15 protein-coding genes are annotated in these 15,395 nt (G+C 42.0%); 1 reads left to right on the top strand and 14 read right to left on the bottom strand.

Features of this window, described 5'->3' with window-relative positions; translation table 11 throughout:
• Positions 1–23 precede the first annotated feature (23 nt).
• The 7 genes from lepB to IGJ12_RS06270 all read right to left on the bottom strand — a co-directional run bounded on the left by lepB (position 24) and on the right by IGJ12_RS06270 (position 5,537).
• Positions 24–572, bottom strand: a complete 549-nt coding sequence (gene lepB, locus IGJ12_RS06300; RefSeq protein WP_086299602.1) for a signal peptidase I — start codon at positions 570–572, stop codon at positions 24–26.
• A 32-nt stretch (positions 573–604) separates the two neighbouring features.
• Positions 605–2,035 (bottom strand): S41 family peptidase, encoded by a 1,431-nt coding sequence (locus IGJ12_RS06295; protein WP_430619482.1) that lies wholly within the window; start codon positions 2,033–2,035, stop codon positions 605–607.
• Between the two features lie 76 nt (positions 2,036–2,111).
• Positions 2,112–2,333: a YozE family protein gene (locus IGJ12_RS06290; RefSeq protein WP_005236867.1), complete on the bottom strand. Its 222-nt coding sequence runs from the start codon at positions 2,331–2,333 to the stop codon at positions 2,112–2,114.
• Complete coding sequence (gene msrA / locus IGJ12_RS06285) at positions 2,326–2,847, bottom strand: peptide-methionine (S)-S-oxide reductase MsrA (RefSeq protein WP_087664331.1); 522 nt, start codon at positions 2,845–2,847, stop codon at positions 2,326–2,328. The genes IGJ12_RS06290 and msrA overlap by 8 nt, the downstream gene beginning before the upstream one ends.
• Positions 2,847–3,497 (bottom strand): YpmS family protein, encoded by a 651-nt coding sequence (locus IGJ12_RS06280; protein WP_005236869.1) that lies wholly within the window; start codon positions 3,495–3,497, stop codon positions 2,847–2,849. The genes msrA and IGJ12_RS06280 overlap by 1 nt, the downstream gene beginning before the upstream one ends.
• Positions 3,494–4,480 carry an SGNH/GDSL hydrolase family protein gene (locus tag IGJ12_RS06275; protein ID WP_086317054.1) on the bottom strand — a complete coding sequence of 329 codons (987 nt, stop codon included), beginning with the start codon at positions 4,478–4,480 and terminating at the stop codon, positions 3,494–3,496. The genes IGJ12_RS06280 and IGJ12_RS06275 overlap by 4 nt, the downstream gene beginning before the upstream one ends.
• A gap of 214 nt (positions 4,481–4,694) precedes the next feature.
• Complete coding sequence (locus IGJ12_RS06270; protein WP_034872242.1) at positions 4,695–5,537, bottom strand: DegV family protein; 843 nt, start codon at positions 5,535–5,537, stop codon at positions 4,695–4,697.
• A gap of 126 nt (positions 5,538–5,663) precedes the next feature.
• Here IGJ12_RS06270 and trhA point away from each other — a divergent pair, with 126 nt between their 5' ends.
• Positions 5,664–6,317 carry a PAQR family membrane homeostasis protein TrhA gene (trhA, locus tag IGJ12_RS06265; RefSeq protein ID WP_005236874.1) on the top strand — a complete coding sequence of 218 codons (654 nt, stop codon included), beginning with the start codon at positions 5,664–5,666 and terminating at the stop codon, positions 6,315–6,317.
• A 63-nt stretch (positions 6,318–6,380) separates the two neighbouring features.
• Here trhA and IGJ12_RS06260 read toward each other — a convergent pair whose 3' ends face one another.
• The 7 genes from IGJ12_RS06260 to IGJ12_RS06230 all read right to left on the bottom strand — a co-directional run bounded on the left by IGJ12_RS06260 (position 6,381) and on the right by IGJ12_RS06230 (position 15,373).
• Positions 6,381–6,869, bottom strand: coding sequence for a dihydrofolate reductase (locus IGJ12_RS06260; RefSeq protein ID WP_086299606.1), 489 nt, complete (start codon positions 6,867–6,869; stop codon positions 6,381–6,383).
• A gap of 5 nt (positions 6,870–6,874) precedes the next feature.
• Positions 6,875–7,621 carry a hypothetical protein gene (locus IGJ12_RS06255; RefSeq protein WP_008379634.1) on the bottom strand — a complete coding sequence of 249 codons (747 nt, stop codon included), beginning with the start codon at positions 7,619–7,621 and terminating at the stop codon, positions 6,875–6,877.
• Between the two features lie 43 nt (positions 7,622–7,664).
• Positions 7,665–8,612, bottom strand: coding sequence for a thymidylate synthase (locus IGJ12_RS06250; RefSeq protein WP_005236877.1), 948 nt, complete (start codon positions 8,610–8,612; stop codon positions 7,665–7,667).
• Positions 8,613–8,628: 16 nt separating this feature from the next.
• The gene (locus IGJ12_RS06245) at positions 8,629–10,536 is read right to left on the bottom strand and encodes an ABC-F family ATP-binding cassette domain-containing protein (protein WP_430619481.1); all 1,908 of its coding nucleotides are present in this window, start codon (positions 10,534–10,536) and stop codon (positions 8,629–8,631) included.
• Positions 10,537–10,740: 204 nt separating this feature from the next.
• Positions 10,741–12,777 (bottom strand): cation:proton antiporter, encoded by a 2,037-nt coding sequence (locus tag IGJ12_RS06240; protein ID WP_430619480.1) that lies wholly within the window; start codon positions 12,775–12,777, stop codon positions 10,741–10,743.
• 3 nt (positions 12,778–12,780) lie between these two features.
• Positions 12,781–13,062, bottom strand: coding sequence for a hypothetical protein (locus tag IGJ12_RS06235; RefSeq protein WP_008379625.1), 282 nt, complete (start codon positions 13,060–13,062; stop codon positions 12,781–12,783).
• A 190-nt stretch (positions 13,063–13,252) separates the two neighbouring features.
• The gene (locus tag IGJ12_RS06230) at positions 13,253–15,373 is read right to left on the bottom strand and encodes a peptidoglycan D,D-transpeptidase FtsI family protein (RefSeq protein ID WP_016613209.1); all 2,121 of its coding nucleotides are present in this window, start codon (positions 15,371–15,373) and stop codon (positions 13,253–13,255) included.
• Positions 15,374–15,395 lie beyond the last annotated feature (22 nt).

The raw sequence follows: 15,395 nt of genomic DNA, 5'->3' as shown, positions 1-15,395 counted from the left end.
ATTATTTATTGATTTTACACAGACTAAATCAATCGAATATGAGTCAATGGATAATAAACAAAACGAGCATTGCCTAAAATGGCCTCTCCTGATATTGGTCCAAAGGAACGGCTATCTTTGGAGGCACGTCGATTGTCTCCAATGACAAAGTAACTATCTTTCCCTAATTTCTCAACACCTAATAAAGATTCCAAATCAAAGTCATTGGTGTAAGAGACAGACTCGTGATCATTGCTGCGGTTCTTCACTAGAAAATCTTCATCTACCGGTTCATCATCAATGTAAAGCTGATCATTGACATATTTCACTGACTCACCCGGTAAGCCAATCACCCGCTTGATATAGGTCGAACCATCCGGCAACTGGAAAACAACGACATCAAAACGTTGGATTGGCGAAATCTTCTCAATGACCACCATGTCTCCTTGTTTTAAGGTTCCTTCCATCGAATTTCCTTCAACAGGAACTGGGATCAACAAGAATGCCCGAATCAAGAATGCTGTTGCAAAAGCAATTAACGCATATTTCACTACTAGCCAAAAACGATCAACCCAGAATTTTTTCGCCTCCACACGTCTGCCTCCTCTCCAATTTTTCACTTAGTTTATTCTTCAGAAAGCAAGGACAGTGCTTTTATATATGCTGGGTCCTCTGCTTTGAGTTTCTCCGTTACTTCTTTTTCGATCGCTTGGGCAGTGTCTGCATCGACTTCCCCAGTCACTTTTAAATCATGAGCCTCTTGAAAAGTCTTCACTGCTGCTGTCGTCTCATCATTGAAGGTATCACCACTAGTGGCATACCCTAACGCTTTAAGAAATTGATTTAGATTATTGACTGCCGTTGATGATTGTCCAGCTTTTAAGGCATTGTCCCGTGGTAATGGCGGGAAATACGCATACTCTGGATAGTCCTCTTCATAATCCGGCATCACACCTTGATCATTGACCCAATTTTCATCCGGTGTCAGCCATTTCATGACCGTCATTTTTAATTCACTATTATCCCCCAGATCTTTCACGTTCTGAACGGTTCCCTTGCCGAAGGTTTCTGTACCAACAACTGGGATATCCGCTGATTCTTGCAAGGCTGCGGCAAAAATCTCCGATGCAGAGGCACTGCCGCCGTCGACTAAAACAACGACCGGCTCTGTGACTTTGAATCCTTCATCCAATGCTTCGCTCGCTTTGGTCTCACTGACCACCCCTTGATTGTTGGCAAACTTCACGATCGTTTGGCCGTTTTCTAAAAACATACTTGCCATGATCTGTACTTGGTCCAGCAATCCGCCAGGATTTTGTCTTAAATCCAAAACAAACGACTTTGCGCCGGCTTCTCGCAGTTCGGTGATGGTTTCTTTCAACTCAGCTGCTGTGTTTTCACCAAAGGAAGTAATATCGATACGACCGATTGTGTCATTATTTACAGCAATTTCTCCATGGACTGTTTCGATTGGGATCACATCACGAGTGATCTCCACATCAAAGGTGTCCTGATCACGTTGAATCGTTAAGGTGACTTTCGTCCCTTTTTCACCACGAATCTTTCCCACAACTTCAGATAATTCCTGTCCCTGCGTATCTTCACCGTCTACCTTGACGATTCGGTCATTGATCCGCAGACCACTTTTTTCAGCAGGCGTATTTTTTATCGGCGCTTGTGCGACTTCTGGATAGTCTTCAACGATTGACAAGGTAGCACCAATCCCTTCAAAACTTCCAGAAAGTGATTGTTCTAAGTTATCCGCATCTGATTGGTTCAAATACGTCGTATAAGGATCATCTAGCGCATCAGTCATCCCTTGAAGGGCACCTTCTATCAAGGCATCCTCATCAACTTCTTGGTAATAATTCGCAAGGATTTGGTCATATAGCGACTGGATTTTCTCCATTCCGCTGGCTTCTGTGGTCGTTTCTGTCACCGGTTGCGTCGTCTGCTGATTTTGCTGAGCCGTTTGCCATAAATAGACACCGCCTCCTGACAAAATTGCGACACAAACGAGAGAAACGATATATCGGCTCGTCGTTAAACCTTTCATTCACAACACCTCTCTGAGAAAAAACAGCTCCGTTCTGCGGATTTTATGCAACCATACAAAACGAAGGATAGTTTTTTTATTTGTTATTTTCGAGATACTCTGCCCAGATACGATCAAAAATATCCATGGATGGCAAATAATCAACATTTAGTTCCAGATAAGAAGAGACTTCATCATAGTCATCGCTGTGCTTCGGAAACTGGATATCATGACTTGCATGAGTAGCAAAGATCTGGGCCTCATCTGTATGACTCGGTCCTTTGACTGCCATTAAATAGGTATAAAAACTTTTACGCATGTTCTTGCTCCCAATGATTTTCTAAAAAGGCTGCTCTACGGGCATGATTGCGAGCAAAATTCTCAGGATTCTTTTTGTAATACTCTTGGTGCTCTTCTTCCGCTAAATAAAAAGGTTGGGCTGGTTCGATCGTGGCCACGATCGGATCGGTAAATCGACCGGAAGCCTGAAGCGCCTCTTTGCTGGCTTCGGCTTTTTTCCGCTGCTCTTCATTAAAATAGAAGATAGCCGGACGATAATTGTCGCCGCGATCTTCAAATTGACCAAAAGCATCTGTCGGATCCGTTTGCTGCCAATAGATCGTCAAAAGGTCTTCATAACTGATTTTTTCAGGATCAAAAATGATTTCCACTGCTTCAGTATGCCCTGTTTGATGGCTTTTGACTTCTTCATAGGTTGGATTTTCGGTATGTCCTGCGGTATAGCCGGAAAAAATTGAATGCACCCCTTCTAATTCATCAAAGGGTTGGATCATACACCAAAAGCACCCACCGGCAAAAATTGCTCGTTCCATTATTCATCCTCCGTTTCAGCTGGTAAATATAAACTCATTTGAATTTCATCATCCACAAGATTGATTTTGTTGGCTTTGATAAACAAGCCATTTTGCATACGGAATTGATCCAAACGTATCAAAATGATTTGTTCATCGGCATTGACATCGATCCAGTCAGGAAATTTAAAACTACGTTTGATCATTTTCATTACTTCACTGGTGGGCAGATCCAAGGTGCCGATTGATAAGCTTTTGGCTTTCAATTGAACGTTACCTTCTTCGGTCACGTAAGGATCAAAATAGAGATAGAAGGTGATAGGAAATCCTAATACTTGAAACTCTCCCGTCAACAATGCCTCATTTCTTAGCTCAAAATTATACTTGACCTCTTGATCTTTTTGAAAATCTGACAGATAAAAATCAATCAATTGGTTGACCTGGCTCTTGTTGCTGTTAACGGTCAGAACAGGACTGCCCTCCCGTTGAACAAGTTCAGCACTTTCATTTAAGCCGGTTTCTCGCTGTTGAAAAATTCTTGAAGCAAAGAAAACCGTTGTGCCTAAAAGGATACCGACCAACACTAGAAAAGCAATTTTCCAGTAGTTGATCGATTTTTTTTTCGTTGCAGCTGTTTTTTCCGGCTGCTTCGTTGATTCGCTTGGTTTCATTTTGCTTCCTCCTCTAGCAACCAATAATTTTGCGTTTTGATCACTTCATCGCGAACGGCATTCGCCATCAGTTGATACCCAAGATTATTGGGATGGAAGCGATCGCCTTCATACAAAACATTGTTTGTGATATTATTCCCGACAGTTTGCGATGAGTCAGTTGTCGTTGAAGTACTGCTTTGTGATTCATCCGAAGCTGTCGTCGATGAATCAGATAAGCGTTCTGTGTCCGATGATTCGGCAGTTTTCTCTGATTCTCCTTCTTCTGTATCAGCAATACCGACCTCATCACTTAACCCTTTATAGAGCAAATCGTTGATAGGAATAAAAAAGGCATTGTCTTGCTGATTGACGAACGTTTCCGTTTGTTTATTCCAGTTATCAATGATCGTCTGCATATCCGTGATTTCTGGGAAATTCAGATAAAATGGATTGTAGATGCCCAAGACATAGATTGGTGCATCACTATTCAAATCGCGGATTTGAGCAAACAAGTCTTTTAAACGTTCCTGGTAATCTTCCATCGGTTCCGTAAACGTCTCAATGCTCAAGCCGAAGAAATTGCTCTGAATCACTTTTAGTACGTCGTTACCGCCGACAGTCAAGGTAATCAAATCCGCTTGACTAAGATCTTGGCGTAAATCTTCATCGTTTTTCACTCGCTTTAAAATCTGATCGCTTCTTTCACCAGCGACCCCATAATTTTTAGTTACCAAATTGCTCAAATCATAGCGATCCTCTAGATCCCCAGCCAAAATTGGCACAAAGCCACCACGAGCTGTTTCATCACCAACCCCTTCTGTCAAGGAATCCCCAAGAGCGAGATATTCAATGGCGGATTTTTTCGAATCATTGGCTGCTAGCTTGTCCACAGGGGTCAGCAATGGTTGGGCTTTGGGAACAGTAAAATGAAACAGTAAGCCAGTTCCAATAGCTATCAATCCCACAACGAGTAGATAAGTTACTAATTTCTTCCATTTCACAGGTATTCAAACTCCTTTGTAATCTTTGCTATTTTAACAAAATTCTCATAAAATTCCTAGTCGCAATCCTTCAAACTTAAGAAAGAAAACAGCTACCTGCCAAAGAGTCGACAAGCAAAGGCAGCTTCTTTTTTTGTTTTTTCTTCCCGACAGCTTGTCATACGCCAAAAAGCGATTCGTCATTAAACGAATCGCTGAAAGAAAACATGCTTTTTTATTCCGTACTATAAGTAATCGCAAAGGCACCTTTACCTGTGTGAGTGGCGATGATCGGTGTCGTGTGCAACAAGGGGATATCCAACTCGGGGAATAGTTCCGCTAATTCCTTTTGGAAACGTTCTGTGATTTCTAACCCTTCAGCATGAGAAATACCAATTTTCGTCACTTTAGGCATACTCTTCAGTTCAGCTTTTAACTCTTCAAACCATTTATTGAAGGTCTTGACACCACGTCCTTTGACGACTGGAATCAGTTCTGAATGATCAAAATCCATAATCACTTTCATGTTCAGCAAACTCGATAAAAGACCTTTGGCACGACTGATACGACCGCCTTTTACTAAGTTTTCTAACGTTGAAACGCCGATAAATAATTTCGTATGCTCACGCACCAAATCCACCTCTGGTAAAACTTCTTCTAGTGTCTTACCGGCTTTAGCCAATTCTGCTGCCCGAATCACTTGAAAAGCCAACGCTTGGTCTGTCGTGTCACTATCGATCACGGTGACTTTAGCTTTTGATAAATGACTGGCTTGACGAGCCGCTTCCACGGTTCCGCTAAGCCCTTTGGTCATATGAATCGATAGTATTTCACTGCCATCTTTGCCTAATTCATCATATAGTTCTACAAAATGACCGATTGGCGGCTGGCTAGTTTTAGGTAATTCTTTGGCTTGCGCCATCATTTGCATAAATTTTTCTCCCGGCAGCGTTTCATCATCTGGATAAACGACACCATCGATCATTACAGATAAAGGCACGACATGGATAGCCAAAGCATCACGGACACTTGGTTCCATCGTACTGGAAGAATCTGTCACAATTTTAAGATTTGCCATCATATATTCACTCTCTCTTTAAATCAAGTCTTTTTTCGTGGTAAAATAACCACAGACCATTTATACTAAGTATAACAGAGAGAAAATTTTTTTTCATCTAATTTCGATTCGAAAGGACGGTGCCGAATGCAGCACATGAAGTTTAGTCGCAGATATTTGATCGTCAATGAAGTATTAAATGCAGTAACCCACGGGATCGGATTAGGACTGAGTATCGCAGGACTGGTCATCCTCTTAATCAAGGGGGCAAATCTAGGGTCACCTATCCACATCGTTTCCTATGCCATTTATGGGTCGATGATGATTTTGCTCTTCCTCTTTTCTACCTTATTTCACAGTTTGATTTTTACCAAAGCAAAAAAGGTCTTCCAAGTCTTTGATCATGCCTCCATTTTCTTGCTGATCGCCGGAAGCTATACACCTTTTTGCTTGCTTAGTATCCAAGGCTGGCTTGGCTGGTCACTCTTTGTCTTGATTTGGCTACTAGCAATTAGCGGCATCGTTTATAAGTCACTGACTCTTCATAAAAAAGAGACTGTCTCAAAAATCTCCACCCTGATCTACATCATCATGGGCTGGCTATGTGTCGTCGCCTTCAAACCTCTGATCGAACATTTAGGCTACTGGGGAACATTTTTACTAGCAAGCGGTGGTGTTTCTTATACTGTAGGTGCGCTATTCTATAGTTTAAAATCCGTTCGATTCATGCATGTGGTTTGGCACTTATTCGTTATGTTAGGTGCTGGACTGATGTACTTCTCCGTCTTGTTGTATACCTAAAAATGAAGCATTGCTTACAAACAAAGAACAGGAAACTTTCGCTGCAGAAAGCTTCCTGTTCTTTTATTTTCTATGATAAAATTCAAATTGATGGGGGTAACGGTTCTTTTCATCGACGATCCCATCGATCACATGATCAAGTTTCCATTGCGTCCAATCAATCTCTGGGAAATACACATCTCCGTTAAATTCCGCATCGATCACTGTACGGTACAATTGATCGCAATCGTCAATCATCGCTTCAAAAACACCCGCTCCACCAGTTAAAAAAACGGGATGCTCTTGTTGCTTCACATACGCTAAGATTTCCTCTCGGTCATGCATCACTAACGCGCCGTTGGCTTGATAGTGTGGATCACTTGTCAAAACGATCGTCGTACGCTGCGGCAGTAATCTTTTTCCCATGCCTTCAAAGGTTTTGCGCCCCATTATAATCGTATTATTGATGGTTTGCTCTTTAAAAAATTTCAAATCATTCGGCAAATGCCACGGCAGTGTGCCATCCGCTCCGATCAAACCCTTTTGATCTTGTGCCCAAAGTGCGATCAACATAAAAATTACATCCCTTCTGTATAAAATGATTCCGAAATAGTAGCAGCAACCTGCAGCCGCTGCATCAGCTGAAAAGCTGATTCATGCTCAAATGAATCTTTGTTGCGCTCATCAAAGCGCAAGCCATCACAGGCTTGGTAAACAATTGTGCCGCCGCTTCTTTGGACATTTCTCGGCCATTCCCCATCGTTTAAACGCGCGTTGTTGTTTTTCAGTAAGGTCGGTATCAGGGAGATAGGAAAGAGAGCACTACCAGCTGCGACATCAATTTCTTGTATTTGAAAAAAGTCAGCTGCGATCTCGTTGATCAAGCGCTCCGTTCTTTGCCACGTTTGCGGATGACTCGCAAACGCCCTTGCAGTTCGCCCTAGGATACAATACGTATTCTCTGGTAACGGCTGTTTGCTTATTGCCACAAGTTCTTCTGGATACGTCTCGATCCAAGTCACTACGCGATCAAAATCACAAATATGCAATGAATCCAGCATTGGTAAATTATGCTGTGCAGCAAAAACAAGTCTTCTGCGGGCATCCGCCGCCCCTTTTGCTGGTATAAAAATGGCAGTGCACTGCTGATTTGATCGAATGGCTTCTTTTAGCTCCGGCACTGTTTCCTCGGATACGGATAGCCAAACTCCATCATAGTGCTGATGCAAGAAATCAATGCATTGATCAATGAGCAATGCATGAATCGATCCAGCATGTCTCTGATGAAAGGTCGCCGCAAAGCCTCGTTTGTGGGTATTTTCCATTACGCCTCATTCCTTTCTTTATGAAATGAAACCAAACAACCACTTAAACTGCGATCGGTGCTTTGATTGTTGGATGCGGATCATACCCTGCCAGGGTAATATCTTCCATTTCAAAATCAAAGATTGACTGTTTTTCAGGATTTAACTGTAAGCTTGGCGCCGGACGTACTGAACGAGTCAACTGTTCCTTCATCTGTTCTATATGATTACTGTACAGATGAGCATCACCTAATGTATGGATAAAATCTCCGACTTCTAGTCCAGTTTCATGAGCAATCAGGTGCGTTAATAGCGCATAACTAGCAATATTAAAGGGAACGCCTAAAAAGACATCGGCACTGCGTTGATATAACTGACAGCTTAAGCGACCATCATGAACATAAAATTGAAACATCGTGTGACAAGGGGGCAACGCCATCGTCGGTACATCTTCTGGATTCCAAGCAGAGACGATCAAACGACGAGAGTCTGGCGTTGTTTTGATCATCTCGATCACTTCTTTGATTTGATCGATAAACCCACCCGTACTTTTTTCCCAATGGCGCCATTGGTACCCATAAACATGACCCAAATCGCCGAAGGTTTCAGCGAATGTATCATCAGATAAGATTTTTTCACAAAACTGTTTCAACTCATGTTGGTACTGTTCATTGAAAGCTTCATCCACTAAGGAACGACGGCCAAAGTCCGTCATGTCAGGACCTGTGTAAGCATCACTTTTAATATAGCGTTCAAACGCCCATTCATCCCAAATGTGGTTATTATGTTCTAGGAGATAACGAATGTTGGTATCTCCTTTTAGAAACCACAATAATTCGCTTTTGATCAAGCCAAAAGGAACTCTCTTGGTTGTCAACAATGGAAAGCCTTGGGACAGATCAAAACGCATTTGGTGACCAAAGACACTGCGTGTTCCCGTTCCGGTACGATCACTTTTATCATTGCCTTCTGCTAATATTTTTCTTCCTAGATCTAAATATGCTTGTTCCATCGTTCTCTCCTTTACTTTACACAAATTCGCTCAAATATTCCCAACGATCCATTTTTTCTGCAAGTTGCGTTTCAACCTCGCTGATTTCTTGCTGTAATTTTTGAAGCTTGGTAAAGTCAGCTCCTTGATGATTCATCTCTTCAGTCAAAGCGGCTGCTTTTTCTTCTAAAGCCGCGATATCATCTTCAATTGTCGCCCACTCTTTTTGTTCCATATAACTCAGTTTCTTTTTGACAGGCGCTGCAGCAGACTCCTCACTATCAGCAGAAAGGGAATCGTTTTTTGATTCTTTTGGCTCTAGTACACTTGAACTAGCTTTATTGGTATTGGCTGCTAGGTACTCATTAATGGAACCAAAGTAGGACTTAATCCTGCCGTCTCCTTCGAAGATCAGCAATTTTTGGGTAACTTTATCTAAAAAGTAGCGGTCATGGGAAACAGTGATCACTGCACCTGGGAATGTTTCCAAATAATTTTCCAAAATCGTCAGGGTATCAATATCCAAATCGTTGGTCGGTTCATCTAACAAGAGAACATTTGGCTGCCCAATCAATAGCTTGAGCAAAAATAGGCGTCGTTTTTCCCCGCCAGATAGCTTGCCGATCTTAGTGCCGTGCATGGATCGCGGAAACAAAAACTGTTCCAGCATTTCTGCGACACTGACTTGTGAGCCATCCACTTTTTGCACTTCCTCGGCTGCTTCTTGCAAATAAGCAATCATTCGCTGATCAGGGTTCATCGCTTCAATCGTTTGCGTATAATAAGCCATTTTCACAGTCACGCCAATCGTACGCTCCCCTTCTTCTAAAGGCAGGTGACCAGCTAAAATATTGAGCAACGTTGATTTGCCCGCACCGTTTTCTCCTGTGATCCCTAAGCGTTCTCTTGATTGAATCAACAAATCAAAGTGAGACAAAATCGTTTTGTTTTCAATCTGGAAACTCGCATCTTTTAGCTCTAAGACTTGTTTGCCTAAGCGTGTCGTAGCAACATCAATGGCCACTTCGCCGTTACGTTTTACTTGATGTAGGTTTTCTTTTAAATCATCGAAACGATCGATCCGTGCCTGTTGTTTCGTTGTACGGGCCTTTGCTCCGGTGCGAATCCAAGCCAACTCATGTTTGTATAACTGCTTGCGCTTGTCTTCTTGCGTCTCCTCCACTCGTTCTCGTTCTGATCGAGCATGAAGATACGTCTCGTAATTGCCTTGATATTCATGCAGCTTGCCAAAGGACAATTCAAAGATTCGGTTAACGACTCGATCCAAAAAGTAGCGATCGTGGGTCACCATCAATAACGCACCCCGATAATTTTTTAGATAGCCTTCCAACCATTGGATCGCATCATAATCTAAGTGGTTAGTCGGTTCATCCAATAACAACAGGTCTGGTTCATCGATCAATACTTGAGCCATAGCCACTCGTTTCTTTTGACCTCCAGATAACTCACTGACCTTTTTCTTTAAATCACTGATCCCAAGTTTTTGGAGGATAATTTTGGCTGTTGTATCTGTGTTCCAAGCATCCGCTTTATTCATCGCTTCTTCTGCCAATTGATAATTGCGCTGCGTTTGTTGATCCATACCATTATTTTCTAAAGCAATCAGCGCTTTTTCATAGTCGCGAACAACGCGGATCAGCGGACTGGTCCCTTGAAAAACAGCATCTACAACGGATAATTCTTCTTGTAGCTGATTGTCTTGCGCTAAAAAGCCAATTCGATAATCTTGACTGGCAAAAACAGTTTGGCGATCACCATCTCCACGATCCAAACCTGCTAAGATTCGCAGCAAACTTGATTTCCCCGTGCCATTGACACCGATCAAACCGATCCGATCTTTTTCATGTATCAGAAAAGAAAGCTGATCAAACAGTGTTTTTTCACCGTAAGTTTTGGTTAATTCACTTACTTTTAATTCTTTCACAGAATCCCTCCTGAGTTTTTTCTTCGCTCATTGTACCACATTTCATCCGAGGAAACGATGAGAGAAAGGAGCAGTTTTTGCAATAAAAAAGAATGCCTTCGTCAGTTTATTCCCTCTGATCATCGATGTTGATCATCTTTTAGGAATAACCTGACGGAGACACTCCATAAAACGTGCATCAAGTTGCGCGCCTTTTGAGACATATTATCGGCGGAACATCCGCTGTTTCGGTTGTTCTTCCGCTCGAGACATCGCATACGATTCTAACAGATTGACATTGCGTCGGTACTCATTTGCAGAAATCGTTGAAATTTTCTCAGCCACTTCATATTCATCGATCGTCTTGCGCTCAAGATAATAGCCCCAAAGGACTTTCTTAACAAAAATCGGGTCTTGCTCAATCATGATCGTTTCAATGAAATTGCTATGTTCAAACCGTTTGATGCTCATTTCTCGTTGACGAATAAAGAAATTGATCAGCGAGGAATCATAAACATCTTCTAAATTGCTCAAACTGTGAAAAATGTATTCGCTGTTTTTTAAGTAGATTTTTTGTACTTCAGAAATGTCTCGTTGTTTCAAGGCATCTTTCAGTTGCTGCTGCCGCTGTAAAAACAAACGTGGATGGATCAGTACACGAATAAAACGCTGAATAAAGAAGAGCCAAAAACTAAAGAATGAGAGAATTTGTTTTGCGAGGGAATGCTGCTGCTGAGAAATAAAGCGTGAATAAAAACGATAGCCATTTAGGCTGACTTTCCCATTTCGATAAGCTTCATCCAAGCCGTCTTGTTCGATCGATAAGATCAATCCTTGAATTTCTTGGATTTCTTGTTTTTCTGAATCAGTCAAACTATTGCGATACAATTCCCAACGACGATTTTCATAGGAATTGATGACAGCATCGATCGCTAAGCGACCTTTATCAGAAAGCTCTTGTTTTTCTTCTGCTTCCAATTGTTCGATGACGTCTTCTAAGATCAGCAAGTGATTGAAGTCGACACTTTCGGCAGCTTCACCATCTGCCAAATAAGGTAAGACCATCACGCTGATGATCAATGTCAGCAAAATTACACAGGCGGTCAAAAACAGGAGCAAGCTCCGTTCCTGAAACGGTGTATCATGCACCATCACCGGTAAAATGAAGATGGCTGCCAAACTGACTGTTCCCTTGACGCCACCAAAGGTCAACAAGGCGACTTGATTCATGGATACTTTTTTTTTTGACTGTACGAACCAATAATAAAATAGCAAAAAGATAAAACGTACGAGGAAAATCACCGCTGTGACGACTAAAATCGTGATGACTAGATGCCAGTTTGCATAGTTTTTGCTTTCCCAGATCGGTGAAAAGACTTGTGACAACTCGATCCCTAGAAAGAGAAACACTAATGCGTTCAATGTAAAGACAATGGTCGACCATGTGCTTTCCGAAATGTTCGCTAATTCTGCATCAAACAACGAGATCCGGCGTTTTCTTTGGGCTTGGGCTACACCTGCCACAACTGCTGCGATAATCCCTGAGACGCCAATCATTTCTGCCAGCAAATAGGCAGCAAATGGCAAGAGCAGTTCAATCAATAAGTATACTGTGACATCTTGTGCCGAGATTTTTTCAATAAAACGTAAAATCCGGCGTTTCAGCCATACGATCAAGTAACCGACAAGCCCGCCACCGATACTAGAGAAAAGAAGTTGGAAGCCTGCGTTGGCTGCTGAAAAACTCCCGGTAGTCAAAGCCACGATAGCAAACTGTAATGCGGTAACCCCCGAAGCATCGTTCAGTAAGCCCTCGCCTTCAAGAATATGCATAATGTTTTTGGAAATTTTCAAACGCTTTGCTAATGAGGAGACTGCCACCGCATCAGTTGGTCCTAACGCAGCCCCGAAAGCGAAGCAAGCAGCCAGAGGTATCGTCGGCATCAACCAATGGAGGGTTCCGCCGACCGCAAACAGCGTCATTAACACGCCACCAAAAGCCAAAAACAGCACGATCTTGCTGTTTTTTAGGATCTCAGGTACATCTGCTCGTTCCCCTTCTCGAAATAGCAATGGACCAATGATCATTACTAAAAACATTTCCGGTTCAAAGGCGATCTCTTGACCCATTTCTGTAAGACCTAATAAAATTCCTAAGATGATTTGAATAAAAAAGATCGGTACTGAGGGCAATATTTTGCTCGCCACATTTGATAATGTGACAAGAATTGCAATGATAATGACGAGTTCAATAAATTCCATCCATTACCCTCTTTTCTTTCGAATGGCTAATAACAGCTCAAGAAAATCTTCTTTTTTTAAAAGGATCTTGTCGTTTAGAAGACCTAACTCCTTTTCGTTATTTTCAATCTCGCATTGGACACGCCGTGATTCCAAGCGATATAAATCGTGTTTCATTCGTTCAAATTTTCGGAAAAGCAATGGATTTTTCCGTTGCAAATAATCCCGAATCTCCTTTTTTTCAGCTGGTGTAAATTGTCCCAACTGCTTCATTAGTTCTTGCTTACTTAAACATTCCTTGTTCATAATTACGTTTTTTACCCCTTTTATCATCAGTTTATCTTTTTATTTAACGTGCAAATCAAAATTATCTCTTGACCGCTAGTATTCTAAGCCAATCATTCAAAAATAGCAAGTCTTTCTCACTAAATGTTGGTTTTCTATCAGTTTTCTTATAAAACAAAAAAACCGCAGTCTTCACTGCGATTTTTTATGCTTATTTCATATATAAGTCGTAGTAAGCATCCATGATCTCTTTGGCGATTTGAATATTTGGATGGGTATCTGTGTCGCCTTTTAATTGAGGCATTACGATCGCAATCGCAATATCCGCATCACTGCTTGGCCCGTAGGCAACGATGTTTAGGTTAACTAAGCTGATGGTATTGCCATTACTATCCACAATTGGTGTTTCGGCAGTACCTGTTTTGGCAGAGACCTCCATTTTCGCAGAAGCCAAGCCTTTGGCAGTTGCCCAAGCATCCGTTCCATGAACTGCATCATAAAATCCATTTTGAACAATTTGCATTTGAGCATCTGTTAAACCAACTTCGTTCAATACCGTTGGTTCGATCTCTTCAATCAGTGAGCCAAGACCGCCAGTTTCATCATTGCCGTAAATACCGTCGACGATATGAGGCTGCAATCTTTTGCCACCATTAGCAACAGTTGCTGCATATTGTGCCAGTTGCAACGTGGTATAGGTATCAAACTGACCAAAAGCCAAGTCAAGGATCTTCCCACCATCACTGACCGGGTCCATGTTATCGATCGATGTGCTGATACCAGTCGCTTCTCCCGGTAAATCGATCCCAGTTTCAGTTCCCATACCAAAAGAGGCAAAAGACGAACGTAGTTTTTCATAGACATCCCCTTGACGATCCACTGTTGGAATCGAGATACCTGACTGATAATTGATGCCCATCAAACGTAAAGCGACTTGCATCATATAGGAGTTAGAAGAAACTTCCAACGCCTGCTCCGCAGAAAGGTTACGATTATTTGCCCCAGTTGGGTTGAAAATTGAGGCTTTTACATCGGAGCCAATTCTGATTGGTTGATCCAATAACACTTCATTGCCGTTTAAGACCCCATTTTCCCAGCCGGCAGCCAAAGTCCCTGCTTTGACAACGGACCCTGGTACAAAGGAATTAATGAAGGTACCAATGGCATTTTCCTGCAATTCATTTGAACCTGTATCATGATGATAGCCGGACATTGACAAAACGCCGCCGGTTTTTGGATTTAACGCCACTGCGTAAACCCCTGGAGAATATTCTGCTGCCCCAGAATCAATCAGTTTTTGGAAATTGTCTTGCAAGATTTTATCAACTCTCGCTTGAAACTCAGCATCTAATGTTAATACAAGGTTATCCCCTTTTGCCCCTGCAAAGGTTTCTTTTTGACTTTCAATATTATTATTGTTATCAAGGGAAATCTCGGAAATGGATTTTGTGCCTTGTAAGACTTCTTCATACTGCTGCTCTAAATAACTGCGTCCAACACGATCATTACGAGCATAGCCTTTTTCTAAAAATTCATCCAAAACTTCTTCCGGAATCCCTTGTTCTTCACTAGTCACCGTTCCGATCAAACTAGCCAGAGAACTTCCTTCAACGATGTTTCTCGTCCAATCAGTCCCCGTGGAGATTCCCGGTAAATCAACCATATTTTCAGCGACAACAGCTAATTCACGGTCAGACACATCCGACGTCTTAATAAAGACCGTACTCAAAGATTGGGCGCTATTCATCCGCTTAAAAATCGTGGCTGCTTCTAATTCTGCATCAGAGAAATTGATTTCATCTTCTGTCACTTTATCAACGGTTGCCGCATATTGTTCAGAAGTACCTAAAGAACGCTCTTCATCACTCAATCGGTCAGTTGCTGCTTCAAGATTTTCTTCATCGGCCAGCCAAAAGTCCTTAAGATCACGATCAGACAAGTTTTTGTCCACAGGTACTTCGATCAACTCGCTCAATTTTTTGGCCGTTTCTAACAAATCTTGAGCGGTCATTTTGTTTCCGCGGGTAAATGTGATTGCTGCATTGGCTTGATTTTCCACCAGCGCTTTTCCAGAAGCGTCATAGATCATTCCCCGAGGGGCGCTTCCTTTGACTTCCACTACAGATGAAGCTTTCAACTGCTGCTCAATATTGTCGCCATTGACGATCTGTAGATAGCCTAATTGAACGATCAAGGACACAAACAAAGCAAAAATAATAAAAAACAAAAAGTTCAATCGAAATGGAACATGAGATTTGCGATACGATTTAGCCTTTGGTTCTTCTGGCCCCTTGCGTATCCCTTGGACAACTTTATCTTTCAAATTCTTCATCTCATCTATCCTTCCAATCTAT

The sequence above is a fragment of the Enterococcus sp. DIV0802b genome (assembly GCF_050543535.1).
GTDB classification, from domain to species: Bacteria; Bacillota; Bacilli; order Lactobacillales; family Enterococcaceae; genus Enterococcus_D; species Enterococcus_D entomosocium.
The sequence above is the reverse complement of the archived record's forward strand: the minus strand, read 5'-3'. Positions and strand labels throughout refer to the sequence as shown.